This window comes from Burkholderia sp. HI2500 (assembly GCF_002223055.1).
Lineage (GTDB): Bacteria > Pseudomonadota > Gammaproteobacteria > Burkholderiales > Burkholderiaceae > Burkholderia.
Window position 1 is genome coordinate 288,158 of the sequence record NZ_NKFL01000005.1, and the last position, 12,907, is coordinate 301,064.

9 protein-coding genes are annotated in these 12,907 nt (G+C 66.6%); 3 read left to right on the top strand and 6 right to left on the bottom strand.

Annotated elements, in window-relative coordinates; translation table 11 throughout:
- Positions 1–139 precede the first annotated feature (139 nt).
- Complete coding sequence (gene nadB, locus CFB45_RS14200; RefSeq protein WP_046544591.1) at positions 140–1,726, top strand: L-aspartate oxidase; 1,587 nt, start codon at positions 140–142, stop codon at positions 1,724–1,726.
- A gap of 91 nt (positions 1,727–1,817) precedes the next feature.
- Here the strand turns inward: nadB and nadC are convergent, their stop codons facing one another.
- From nadC to purN, 6 genes are all read right to left on the bottom strand, one after another.
- Entirely contained in the window at positions 1,818–2,783 is a 966-nt protein-coding gene (nadC, locus tag CFB45_RS14205) for a carboxylating nicotinate-nucleotide diphosphorylase (RefSeq protein ID WP_254600335.1), read from the bottom strand.
- Complete coding sequence (gene nadA, locus CFB45_RS14210; protein WP_071334971.1) at positions 2,783–3,919, bottom strand: quinolinate synthase NadA; 1,137 nt, start codon at positions 3,917–3,919, stop codon at positions 2,783–2,785. The genes nadC and nadA overlap by 1 nt, the downstream gene beginning before the upstream one ends.
- A 206-nt stretch (positions 3,920–4,125) precedes the next feature.
- On the bottom strand, positions 4,126–5,319 hold the full coding sequence (locus tag CFB45_RS14215) for a DesA family fatty acid desaturase (protein ID WP_089426146.1): 1,194 nt from the start codon (positions 5,317–5,319) through the stop codon (positions 4,126–4,128).
- Positions 5,320–5,540: 221 nt separating this feature from the next.
- Positions 5,541–6,905: a mechanosensitive ion channel family protein gene (locus CFB45_RS14220; RefSeq protein WP_089426147.1), complete on the bottom strand. Its 1,365-nt coding sequence runs from the start codon at positions 6,903–6,905 to the stop codon at positions 5,541–5,543.
- An 18-nt stretch (positions 6,906–6,923) separates the two neighbouring features.
- On the bottom strand, positions 6,924–8,189 hold the full coding sequence (locus CFB45_RS14225; protein WP_011352957.1) for an RsmB/NOP family class I SAM-dependent RNA methyltransferase: 1,266 nt from the start codon (positions 8,187–8,189) through the stop codon (positions 6,924–6,926).
- Positions 8,186–8,848: a phosphoribosylglycinamide formyltransferase gene (gene purN / locus CFB45_RS14230; RefSeq protein WP_089426148.1), complete on the bottom strand. Its 663-nt coding sequence runs from the start codon at positions 8,846–8,848 to the stop codon at positions 8,186–8,188. Before purN ends, CFB45_RS14225 begins: the two co-directional genes overlap by 4 nt.
- A gap of 123 nt (positions 8,849–8,971) precedes the next feature.
- Between purN and CFB45_RS14235 the strand changes: the two genes are divergently transcribed.
- Positions 8,972–9,964, top strand: a complete 993-nt coding sequence (locus tag CFB45_RS14235; RefSeq protein WP_089426149.1) for a bifunctional riboflavin kinase/FAD synthetase — start codon at positions 8,972–8,974, stop codon at positions 9,962–9,964.
- Between the two features lie 104 nt (positions 9,965–10,068).
- On the top strand, positions 10,069–12,906 hold the full coding sequence (gene ileS / locus CFB45_RS14240; protein WP_089426150.1) for an isoleucine--tRNA ligase: 2,838 nt from the start codon (positions 10,069–10,071) through the stop codon (positions 12,904–12,906).
- The last annotated feature ends 1 nt before the right edge of the window (position 12,907 follow it).

Sequence of the window (12,907 nt, forward strand, 5' to 3'; positions counted from 1 at the left end):
ACGGCGACCGAAAAGCCCCGCACATGCGGGGCTTTTTGTTTTGCGCGCACGCTCCGGCGCGACGCGGTATGCTCTCCCCTTTCCGCGGCCACGGCTGCCGGAACGCACAAGATCAAAAGCGTAACGATGGAGATGCAGCATGAAATTCGACGTGGCGATCGTCGGCAGCGGCCTGGCAGGGCTGTCGGTCGCACTCAACCTGGCCAGCACGCGACGTGTCGCGCTGATCGCGAAACGGTCGATGATGGAGGGCGCGAGCGATAACGCGCAAGGCGGCATCGCGGCAGTCCTCGATTCGGCGGACAGCATCGAGAACCACGTCGACGACACGCTGGTCGCCGGTGGCGGCTTGTGCGACGAAGGCGCGACGCGCTATATCGTCGAGCACGGCCGCGAAGCGATCGAATGGCTGATCTCGCAGGGCGTGCCGTTCACGAAGGACGACGCGGCCGAGCTCGGCTTCCACCTCACGCGCGAAGGCGGCCACAGCCACCGCCGGATCATCCACGCGGCCGACGCGACCGGCCATGCGGTGCTCGCCACGCTGTCGGCCCGTGCACGCCAGCATCCGAACATCACGTTCTTCGAAAACCACCACGCGATCGACCTGATCACGTCGGACCGGCTCGGCCTGCCCGGCCGCCGCTGTCACGGCCTGTACGCGCTCGACGTCGACAACGACCGCACGATCACGATCGAGGCGCCGCATACGGTGCTCGCAACGGGCGGCGCCGGCAAGGTCTACCTGTACACGACGAACCCCGACACCGCGACCGGCGACGGCATCGCGATGGCGTGGCGCGCAGGTTGCCGCGTGTCGAACATGGAATTCATCCAGTTCCACCCGACCTGCCTGTTCCATCCGTATGCGAAGTCGTTCCTGATTTCGGAAGCCGTGCGCGGCGAAGGCGGCCTGCTGAAGCTGCCCGACGGCACGCGCTTCATGCCCGCGCACGATCCGCGCGCCGAACTCGCGCCGCGCGACATCGTCGCGCGCGCGATCGACTTCGAGATCAAGAAGCGCGGGATCGACTGCGTGTATCTCGACATCAGCCACCAGCCGGAAGCGTTCCTGCGCGAACACTTCCCGACGATCCACGCGCGCTGCCTCGAATTCGGCATCGACATCGCGAAAGAGCCGATTCCCGTCGTGCCGGCCGCACACTACACGTGCGGCGGCGTCGTCACCGACCTCGCCGGGCGCACCGATCTCGCGGGCCTGTATGCGGTCGGCGAAACGTCGTACACGGGGCTCCACGGCGCGAACCGGCTCGCGAGCAACTCGCTGCTCGAATGCCTCGTGATCGGCCGCGCGGCGGCCGAGGCGATCGAAGCGGCCGGCTTCGATGCCGAAACGCCGGCCACGCTGCCCGCGTGGGACGAAAGCCGCGTGTCGGATGCGGACGAGGAAGTCGTCGTCGCGCACAACTGGGACGAGCTGCGCCGCCTGATGTGGAACTACGTCGGCATCGTGCGTACCGACAAGCGCCTCGAACGCGCGAAGCACCGGCTGTCGCTGCTGCGCGACGAGATCCAGGAGTACTACGCGAACTTCCGCGTGACGCGCGACCTGCTCGAACTGCGCAACCTCGTCGACGTGGCGACGCTGATCGTGAAGAGCGCGCACTCGCGCCGCGAAAGCCGCGGGCTCCACTACAGCCGCGACTGGCCGAACTCGCTGCCGAAGGCGCTGCCGAGCGTGCTCACGCCGCGCGCGCGTCGCTGAGCGGCGCGCCCTTCCCGGCTGCGGCCGCACAGGAAAAAAGCCGTTGGCGTTTGCGCGCCAACGGCTTTTTTGTCTGATCGAAGGCGTTCGGTCAGTCGACGATCCGCATCGAATAGTCCGTCGCGCGCACGTCCTTCGTCAGCGCGCCGATCGAGATGCGATCGACCCCCGTTTCCGCGAACGCACGCACCGTATCGAAATTGACGCCGCCCGACACTTCGAGCACGGCCTTGCCGTTCGCCACGCGCACCGCTTCACGCATCATGTCGAGCGTGAAGTTGTCGAGCAGCACTGACTGCGCGCGATGTGCGAGCGCCGTATCGAGTTGTGCAAGCGTCTCGACTTCGACCTGCACGGGCACACCCGACTCCAGCGCAAATGCCGCGTCGAGCGCCTCGCCGACACCGCCTGCCGCCGCGATGTGGTTTTCCTTGATCAGGATGCCGTCATACAGCGCGAGACGCTGGTTCTCGCCGCCGCCGACGCGCACCGCATACTTTTGCGCGAGCCGCAGGCCCGGCAGCGTCTTGCGCGTATCGAGGATCTTCGCGCGCGTGCCTTCGACGCGATCGACGTAACGACGCGTCGCGGTCGCGACGCCCGACAGCAGTTGCAGGAAGTTCAGCCCGTTGCGCTCGGCCGTCAGCAGCGCGCGCGCCGGCCCTTCGAGTTCGCAGACGGTCGAATCGGGCGACATACGATCGCCTTCGCGATAACGCCACTGCACGACGATCGCCGGGTCGATCCGGGCAATCACGGCCTCGAACCACGGCACGCCGCACAGCACGGCTTCCTCGCGCACGATGATGCGAGCACGGCGACGTTCGCCGGCCGGTACGAGCCGCCCGGTCTGGTCGCCGGTGCCGACGTCTTCCGCGATCGCATCGGCCACATTGCGCGCGATCGCATCGTCGAATGCCGCGCCGTACTGCTCGCGGACGATGTTGAAGAGCGGGGATACTGCGGAACTCGCGCCGCCTTCCGCTGGGCCGCCCCCAAGGAAGGTGGCCGCCCCCTCGGGGGGCAGTGAACGAATGTGAGCGTGGGGGCTATTCATTACGCAGCCCCCACGTTCGCGAACAGTTGCTGGTCACGCTGCAGATCGCCGCTCGCCTGCACGCGCTTCTTGTGCGCGGCTGCGAAATCGAGCATCCGGTCGATCGGCAGGCGTGCGCGCTCGCCGATCGCGGGATCGACGAAGATCTCGTTGTGACCGCGTTCGAGCACGTCGGCCAGGTTCGCGAGGCCGTTCATCGCCATCCACGGGCAGTGCGCGCAGCTCTTGCAGGTGGCGCTGTTGCCGGCGGTCGGCGCGGCGATGAAGGTCTTGCCGGGCGCCGCAAGCTGCATCTTATGCAGGATGCCGAGATCGGTCGCGACGATGAAGTGCGTCGCGTCGAGCTTGACCGCTGCGTCGATCAACTGCGTGGTCGAGCCGACCACATCGGCCTGCGCGACGACGTTTTCCGGCGATTCCGGGTGGACGAGCACCTTCGCGTCCGGATACTCGGCGCGCAGCAGGTCGAGTTCGATGCCCTTGAATTCGTCGTGAACGAGGCACGAGCCTTGCCACAGCAGCATGTCCGCGCCGGTTTTCTTCTGGATGTAGCTGCCGAGATGGCGATCCGGCGCCCAGATGATCTTCTCGCCGCGCGCGTGCAGGTCGGCCACGATCTCGAGGCCGATCGACGACGTGACCATCCAGTCCGCGCGCGCCTTCACGGCGGCGCTGGTATTCGCGTAGACGACGACGGTACGGTCGGGATGCGCATCGCAGAACGCCGAGAATTCGTCGACGGGGCAGCCGAGGTCGAGCGAGCAGGTCGCGTCGAGATCGGGCATCAGGATGCGTTTGTTCGGGCTCAGGATCTTCGCGGTTTCGCCCATGAAGCGCACGCCGGCGACGACCAGCGTCTGCGCGTCGTGGTCACGGCCGAAGCGGGCCATTTCGAGCGAATCGGCGACACAGCCGCCGGTTTCGTCGGCGAGTTCCTGCAACTCGGCGTCGACGTAGTAGTGCGCGACCAGCACGGCCTTTTCACGCACGAGCAATGCCTTGATGCGCGCTTTCAGCGCGGCCCGCTCTTCGGCGGACGGTGCATCGGGCACCTTGGCCCATGCCTGCCCCACACCGCACACGGTCCCTGCTGCAACGGGCCGGTCGTACTCGACGGGTTTGATCGTCGATTGCATCTCCATATCTCCTGTCGACCCGAGTTAGCGCTTTAGCGCCAACTCCGATCCCATCCCCTGCGTTCGCCCCGGAGCAACACTTCCACGTTGCCCCAAGCCTCATACCAATCCGGCCCTGCCGACCACCATTCAAAAACCGGCGGACCAAATAAAAAACCCCGCCAACGCGGGGTTTTTGACGTCCTTAGATTCTAATCGATTTCGAATCAGGCGTAGCGGCGCAGGCGCGTCGCAAATTCCTGCAGCGCCTTGATGCCGCTTTGTTCTGCGCGATGGCACCAATCCTGCAATTGCGCGAGAAGCTGTTCGCGCGATGCGGTCGAACGATCCCAGATCGCGGCGAGATCCTGGCGCAGCTGGAAGTAGGTTTGCAGCTTCTGGCTGTTCGCGAAGATTTCCGGCAGCAGCTTCTTCTGCGGCTCGTCGAGGCCGTCGGCGTCCTTGTGGAACCACTTGCGCGCGCCGCGCATCATCTGGTACTTCTCGCCGCCGATTTCCTTCAGGTGCGCGAGCTCCTGGCGGTACGCACGCTTCACGGCCTTGCCGTAGCGCGCCATCACTTCGTAGCGGTTCGACAGCACGGCCTGCAGCGTTTCCTGGTCGAGCACCGTCTTCGGCTTGTTCAGGCGCGGCGTCGGCGCGACCTTCTTCACCTTCGCGAGACCGAACGCCGACATGATGCGGATGTACATCCAGCCGATGTCGAACTCGTACCACTTGTTCGACAGCTTCGCCGACGTCGCGAACGTGTGGTGGTTGTTGTGCAGTTCTTCGCCGCCGATCACGATGCCCCACGGGAACAGGTTCGTGCTCGCGTCGGCCGAGTTGAAGTTGCGATAACCCCAGAAGTGACCGAAGCCGTTGACGACGCCAGCCGCCCAGAACGGAATCCAGACCATCTGCACGGCCCACACGGTCAGGCCGATCACGCCGAACAGCGCGACGTCGATCACCATCATCAGGCTGATGCCGAGAATCGGGTACTTCGAATAGACATTGCGCTCGACCCAGTCGCTCGGCGTGCCGTGGCCGAACTTGCGCATCGTCTCTTCGTTCTTCGCTTCCGCGCGATACAGCTCGGCGCCTTCGAGGAACACCTTCCAGATGCCGCGCGTCTGCGGGCTGTGCGGATCTTCCTCGGTCTCGCACTTCGCGTGGTGCTTGCGGTGAATCGCGGCCCACTGGCCGGTCAGCATGCCGGTCGTCATCCACAGCCAGAGGCGGAAGAAGTGGCTCGCGATCGGATGCAGCTCAAGCGCGCGGTGCGCCTGGCAGCGGTGCAGGTAAACCGTCACGCCGATGATCGTGACGTGCGTGACGGCGAGCGCGAACAACGCGACCTGCCACCACGAAAAATGCAGGAGCCCGTGGGAAAGAAAATCGAGCAGGGAATTCAACAAGGCAGTTACCTGTGATGAGAGCGACGCCGGCACGCGCCGAGCGTCAGAAAAATGAAAGCATACCGCGTGTAGACCAGAATTTTACTTCAACCGTTCCAAGTCTTTGTAAAAAATGAACATTTTCTTGCCCTGACGCAACAAACCCAGTCCATGGGCGGACTTGGAAAGGCCCGCGATCCGGTTCCGGCCGCGGGGTCGATACGATTGACGCCCGGCGCGCGTCATGCCGCCGGTGCGTGCCCGTCCACGGCGCCGTTGCCGGCCGTCACACCTGTGGCGGGAAAGGCGTCGGGCAACCCGACGACGCGCACTTCGCGCTGCGGGAACGGAATCGAAATCCCGTGCTCGCTGAACAGGCGCCAGATGTTCCGGTTCACGCTCGAACGCACGCCGGACGTGCCTTTCGCCGAATCCTCGATCCAGAAACCGAGCTCCAGGTCGATCCCGTCCGCTCCGAAACCCACCAGATACGGGGTCGGAGCAGGCTCAGCCAGCACGCGCGGTACGCCCTTGGCCGCATCGGCGAGCAGCGTGAGCGCGTGCTCGACGTCGCTCGTGTACGCGACCTGCACGGCAACCTTCGCGTAGCCGCGCGTCAGGTACGACGACTGGTTCTGCACGACGTCGGTGATCAGCTTTTCGTTCGGAATCAGCGTCTCGTTGCCGTCGAGGCCGCGCACGACCGTGTAGCGCGTGCGGATCTGCGTGACGACGCCCTGCAGGCCGCCGACGCTGATCGCGTCGCCGAGCCGCAGCGAGCGGTCGAGCAGGATGATGAAGCCCGACACGTAGTTGCTGGCGATCTTCTGCAGCCCGAAACCGAGGCCGACACCCACCGCGCCGCCGAACACGCCGAGCACGGTCACGTCGATGCCGACCAGCGACAGCCCGATCAGGATCGCCGCGAACACGAGCAGCGCGCGGCCGACCCGCGACAGCACGACCTTCAGGTTCGCGTCGAGCGTGCTCGCACGTGTGAGGCGATCCTCGAGCACCGAGCCGAGCCACATCGCGACCATCAGCGTCACGCACACCCACAGCGCGCCGGAGATCACCGACAGCAGCGTGAGATGCGCATTGGCGACGCGGAACTGCACGCTGTCGAGCCAGCCGAGCACGTCACGCTGGATGCCGAGCACGGTCAGCACCATCGCGGCCCACACGACGGTCGACACGATCTTCTCGACGATCGACAGCCATGCATGCGTGTGGCCGTCGCGCGCGAACACGCGCCGCGCAAAGAAGAACAGCACGTAGATCAGCCCGATGCCGAACAGCGGCACGAGCGCGAGCGACAGCAGCGACGTCGACATGAACGGGTCGAACGCGAGTTGCGCGCCGCCCACGAACAGGCCGCCGAACAGCGGGAACAACGCGCGCTTCAGGCTTTGCGCGCCCGCGCCGGGCGCACGTCCGGCCGCCCGGCGGCGCGCGTCGATCCGGCCGTGCACGAAGCGCGCGGCCACCCATGCGAAGCACAGCGCGCCGATGAGGATCGCCGCCTGCCAGATCATCACCGGCTGGTGGAAATCGCGGATGACCAATGCCAGCCGGTGCGACAGCAGGCGGCTCTGCAGATTCTCCATCGTCCGTCCAGCCCGCCGTTACTGCGCAGCGCGCCGTTCGAGCACCGCGGCGAAGAAGCCGTCGGTCGCGTGGCGATGCGGCCACAGCGACAGGTAGTCGCCCGTCTCGAGCTCGATGCGCTGGTCGTCCAGCACCTTCTGCGCCGGCACCAGCACGAACTCGGGATGGTCGGCCAGGAACTGTTCGACGATGCGTTCGTTCTCGGCGTCGAGCACGCTGCAGGTCGCGTAGACGAGCCGGCCGCCCTTCTTCACCAGGCGCGCGGCGCTCGCGAGGATCGACGCCTGCTTCGGCGTCAGCTCGTCGATCGCGGTGCGCGTCTGGCGCCACTTCAGGTCCGGGTTGCGGCGCAGCGTGCCGAGGCCGCTGCACGGCGCATCGACCAGCACGCGGTCGATCTTGCCGGCGAGCCGCTTGATCTTCGCGTCGTGTTCGCTGTCGATCAGCACCGGGTTCACGTTCGACAGCCCGCTGCGCGCGAGGCGCGGCTTCAGCTTCGCCAGGCGCTTCTCCGACACGTCGAACGCGTAGAGGCGCCCGGTCGAGCGCATCATCGCGCCCAGCGCGAGCGTCTTGCCGCCCGCGCCCGCGCAGAAATCGACGACCATCTCGCCGCGGCGCGGCGCGACCAGCGAGCACAGCAGCTGGCTGCCTTCGTCCTGCACCTCGATCGCGCCTTCCTCGAACAGCCTCAGGCGCGTCAGCGCCGGCTTGCCGACCACGCGCACGCCGAACGGTGAAAACGGCGTCGCGCCCGCATCGATGCCTTCCGCGCGCAGCCCGTCGATGACCTGGTCACGGCTGGCCTTCTGCACGTTGGCGCGCAGGTCGAGCGGCGCCGGGTAGTTCAGCGCGGCTGCGAGCTGCGCGAGCTCGTCGGCGTCGAAACGGGCCGACAATGCCTGGTGGATCCAGTCGGGCAGGTTCGTGCGGATGCGCACCGGCAGGCTCGCCGGATCGATCTTCGACACGTGCTCGAGCCATGCGGACTCGGTGTCGGACAGGAACGGCTTCAGCGCATTGCGGCCAGCCGTCTGCATCAGGCCGAGCAGCGTGAGGCGTCGCGCGGGCGTGCCCGTGCCGCTCTCGGCGAGATGCGAAAACTCCATCTTGCGGCGCAGCACCGCGAACACGGCCTCGGCGATCACGCCGCGCTCGGCATGCCCAAGCTTCGGATGCGCGCGGAAGAACCGGCTCGTCGTCGCATCGGCGGGGCCGGCGAACTTCAGCACCTCGGCCAACAAAGTCTCGGTCTGGCCGATCAGGAATCCGTGCAGTTTCATACGCCCTCACTCGTTTCGGTATGCGGTTGATCCGCGAAAATCCAGCGCGCCTCTTCCGGCGCCACCACTGCACGGCCGTTCTCGAGGCGCAGACGCCCCTCGATGAACCAGCGCACCGCGCGCGGATACAGCACATGCTCGACCGTCAGCACACGCTGCGCGAGCGCGGTCGCGTCGTCGCCCGCGCGCACGGGCACCGCGCCCTGCGCGACGATCGCGCCGCTGTCGAGTTCGGGAATGACGAAATGCACGCTCGCGCCATGTAGCGCGACCCCCGCGTCGAGCGCCTGCTGGTGCGTGTGGATGCCCTTGAAGCTCGGCAGCAGCGACGGATGGATGTTCAGCAGCCGGCCTTCGTATCGTCTGACGAATGCGGGCGTGAGAATGCGCATGAAGCCGGCGAGGACCACGAGATCGGGCGCGAATCGGTCGATCTCGGCGGCAAGCGCCGCGTCGAAGCTGTCGCGGCCGTCGAACGACCGGTGGTCGACCACCGCCGTCGCCACCCCGTGCGACGCGGCAAATGCCAGGCCGGCCGCGTCGGGCCGGTTGGCGATCACGGCCGCAACCTCGGCCGGCCAGCGTTCCTGCGCGCACGCGCGGACGATGGCCTCCATGTTGCTGCCGCGACCGGAAATCAGGATCACGAGTTTTTTCATCCGCGAATTTTACCATTCGCCCCCGCGTTTCCCCCCTTCTCGGCCGCCGGCCCGCCCGAACGTTTATAATCTTCTGCTTTGCGGCATCCCACCGCCCATTCCCCCGACGCTGCATCCGCTATCGTGAAAGTCTTCCGCGGCCTGCCCAACGCCGAGAGCCGCGCCCCGTGCGCGCTGACGATCGGCAACTTCGACGGTGTCCATCGCGGCCACCAGGCCCTGCTCGCGCGCGTGCGCGCGGCAGCGGACGCACGCGGCCTGCCCGTGTGCGTGATGACGTTCGAACCGCACCCGCGCGAATTCTTCAACCCGGCCGGCGCGCCGCCGCGCATCGCGATGCTGCGTGACAAGCTCGAGGCGCTGCGCGATCACGGCGTCGACCGCGTGGTCGTCGAGCACTTCAACTACACGTTCGCGAGCCAGTCGCCGCAGGCGTTCGTCGAACGCACGCTGGTGAACGGGCTGCACACGCGCTGGATGATGGTCGGCGACGATTTCTGCTACGGCGCGAAACGCGCAGGCACCTTCGACACGCTGCAGGCAGCCGGCGCGCAGTACGGCTTCGAGGTCGAGCAGATGGGGACGGTGGCCGGCAGCGACGGCACGCGTATCTCGAGCTCGGGCGTGCGCGCCGCGCTCACGGCCGGCGATCTCGATGCGGCCGCGCAGGCGCTCGGCCATGGCTATGCGATCAGCGGCCACGTCGCGCACGGGCTGAAGCTCGGCCGCGACCTCGGCTTCCCGACGCTGAACCTGCCGATCGCACACAAGCGGCCGGCGCTCTCGGGCATCTTCGTCGTGCAGGTGCACGGCCTCGGCCCCGCCCCGCTGCCGGGCGTCGCGAGCCTCGGCCTGCGCCCGACCGTCGACGATTCGGGCCGCGTGCTGCTCGAAGTCCACCTGCTCGACTGGCACGGCGATGCCTATGGCAAGCTCATCCGCGTCGAATTCCTGAAGAAGCTGCGCGACGAGGCGAAATTCGACGATCTCGAGGCGCTGTCGCGCGCGATCGCGCTGGACGTCGCGAATGCGCGTGCGTACTTCATCGAGCGCGACCGTGCGCCGGGCAGCCGCGCCACGGGCTTCGCGACGTCGGCCACCGACCGAATTAGCTGATCCGGACGGCGGCGCCCCGCGCCGCACCCTCGCGCCGCTCCCTTGCGCGCATCCCCGATTCACGACGCTCGCGCGTCCCCCGAGATTGAGATAGCGATTCCATCATGAGCAACAAGAAAGCCGATTCGAAACCGCAGGCCAAGTATCCGGTCAACCTGCTCGACACGCCGTTCCCGATGCGCGGCGACCTGCCCAAGCGCGAGCCGCAGTGGGTCAAGGAATGGGAAGAGCGCGGCATCTACGAGAAGATCCGCGCGGCCAGCGCCGGCCGGCCGAAGTTCATCCTGCACGACGGCCCGCCGTATGCGAACGGCGACATCCACCTCGGCCACGCCGTCAACAAGATCCTGAAGGACATCGTCGTCAAGTCGCGCAACATGGCCGGCTTCGACGCGCCGTACGTGCCGGGCTGGGATTGCCACGGGATGCCGATCGAGATCCAGATCGAGAAGCAGTTCGGCAAGTCGCTGCCGGCGGCCGAAGTGATGAGCAAGGCGCGCACGTACGCGACCGAGCAGATCGAGAAGCAGAAGGTCGGCTTCAAGCGTCTGGGCGTGCTCGGCGACTGGGCCAACCCGTACAAGACGATGAACTTCGTCAACGAGGCGGAAGAGCTCCGCGCGCTCGGCAAGATCATCGAGAAGGGCTACGTGTATCGCGGGCTGAAGCCGGTGAACTGGTGCTTCGACTGCAGCTCGGCGCTCGCGGAAGCGGAAGTCGAGTACAAGGACCGCACCGATCCGACGATCGACGTGATGTTCGCGTTCGCGGAACCGGAAAAGACCGCGCAGGCGTTCGGCCTGCCGGCCCTGCCGCGCGCCGAAGGCGGCATCGTGATCTGGACCACCACGCCGTGGACGATCCCCGCGAACCAGGCGCTGAACCTCCATCCGGAAATCGTCTACGCGCTGGTCGATACCGAGCGCGGTCTGCTGATCATCGCGGAAGAGCGCGTCGAAGCTTGCATGACCGACTTCAAGCTGACCGGCCGCGTCGTGGCGACCGCGCCGGGCGTGAAGCTCGCGGGCCTGCGCTTCCACCACCCGCTCGCGTCGGCTCACCCCGGCTACAAGCGCACCGCGCCCGTGTACCTCGGCGACTACGTGACGACCGACACGGGTACCGGCGTCGTGCACTCGTCGCCCGCGTACGGTATCGAGGACTTCGTGTCGTGCAAGGCGCACGGGATGACCGACTCGGACATCATCAACCCGGTGATGGGCGACGGCCGCTACATCGAATCGCTACCGCTGTTCGGCGGCCTGTCGATCTGGGACGCGAACCCGAAGGTCGTCGACGCGCTGAACGCGGCCGGCTCGCTGCTGCGCAGCGAGCACTACAAGCACAGCTACATGCACTGCTGGCGCCACAAGACGGCGATCATCTACCGCGCGACGTCGCAGTGGTTCGCCGGCATGGACGTGACGCCGCGCGACGGCGGCAAGACGCTGCGCGAAACCGCGCTGGAAGGCATCGACGCGACCGCGTTCTACCCGTCGTGGGGCAAGCAGCGCCTGTTCAGCATGATCGCGAACCGTCCTGACTGGACGCTGTCGCGCCAGCGCCAGTGGGGCGTGCCGATGGCGTTCTTCGTGCACAAGGAAACCGGCGAGCTGCATCCGCGCACGCTCGAGCTGCTCGAGGAAGTCGCGAAGCGCGTCGAGCAGTCGGGCATCGAGGCGTGGCAGACGCTCGACCCGCGCGAGCTGATCGGCGACGACGCAAACCTGTACGAAAAGAACCGCGACACGCTCGACGTGTGGTTCGATTCGGGCACGACGCACTGGCACGTGCTGCGCGGCTCGCACAAGGATCAGCTGCAGTTCCCGGCCGACCTCTACCTCGAAGGCTCCGACCAGCACCGCGGCTGGTTCCACTCGTCGCTGCTCACGGCGTCGATGATCGACGGCCGCGCGCCGTACAAGGGCCTGCTCACGCACGGCTTCACGGTCGACGGCGAAGGCCGCAAGATGAGCAAGTCGCTCGGCAACGGCATCGACCCGCACGAAGTCGCGAACCGTCTCGGCGCGGAAATCATCCGCCTGTGGATCGCGTCGACCGACTACTCGGGCGAGCTCGCCATCTCCGAGGAAATCCTGAAGCGCGTGACCGAAGGCTATCGCCGCATCCGCAACACGCTGCGTTTCCTGCTCGCGAACCTGTCGGACTTCGACTTCGCGCAGCACGCGGTGCCCGTCGACGAATGGCTCGAGATCGACCGCTATGCGGTCGCGTTCTCGCAGCAGTTGCAGACGGAGCTGCTCGGCCACTACGAGAAGTACGAATTCCACCCGGTCGTCGCGAAGCTGCAGACGTACTGCTCGGAAGATCTCGGCGGCTTCTACCTCGACGTGCTGAAGGACCGCCTGTACACGAGCGCGGCCGATTCGCGCGCACGCCGCTCCGCGCAGACCGCGCTGTACCACCTGACGCACGGCCTGCTGCGCGTGCTCGCGCCGTTCCTGTCGTTCACGGCGGAAGAAGCGTGGAAGGTGTTCCAGCCGGCCAGCGATACGATCTTCACGGAAACCTACTACGCGTATCCGGAAGTCGACGGCTCGGCCGCGCTGATCGAGAAGTGGGCGCTGCTGCGCGAGGTACGCGGCAACGTCACGAAAGCGCTCGAGGAAGCACGCACCGCGAACCGCATCGGTTCGTCGCTGCAGGCCGAAGTCGCGGTGCACGCGAGCGGCGCACGCTACGACGCGCTCACGAGCCTCGGCGACGATCTGAAGTTCGTGCTGATCACGTCGGCCGCGACGGTCGTCAAGGTCGACGACGAAGCACAGGAAAGCGTCGACGTGGCTGCGTCGAAGTACCAGAAGTGCGAGCGCTGCTGGCATTACCGTGAAGATGTCGGCGCGCATGCCGATCATCCGACGCTGTGCGGCCGCTGCTTCTCCAACCTGTTCGAAAACGGCGAAATCCGGAGCGCTGCTTAAC

Excerpts from the sequence above, each read along its gene's own strand:
- ileS (WP_089426150.1), top strand. The coding sequence starts at position 10,069 with ATGAGCAACAAGAAAGCCGATTCGAAACCGCAGGCCAAGTATCCGGTC.
- CFB45_RS14225 (WP_011352957.1), bottom strand. The coding sequence starts at position 8,189 with ATGAAACTGCACGGATTCCTGATCGGCCAGACCGAGACTTTGTTGGCC.
- nadB (WP_046544591.1), top strand. The coding sequence starts at position 140 with ATGAAATTCGACGTGGCGATCGTCGGCAGCGGCCTGGCAGGGCTGTCG.
- nadC (WP_254600335.1), bottom strand. The coding sequence starts at position 2,783 with ATGAATAGCCCCCACGCTCACATTCGTTCACTGCCCCCCGAGGGGGCG.
- purN (WP_089426148.1), bottom strand. The coding sequence starts at position 8,848 with ATGAAAAAACTCGTGATCCTGATTTCCGGTCGCGGCAGCAACATGGAG.
- nadA (WP_071334971.1), bottom strand. The coding sequence starts at position 3,919 with ATGCAATCGACGATCAAACCCGTCGAGTACGACCGGCCCGTTGCAGCA.
- CFB45_RS14220 (WP_089426147.1), bottom strand. The coding sequence starts at position 6,905 with ATGGAGAATCTGCAGAGCCGCCTGCTGTCGCACCGGCTGGCATTGGTC.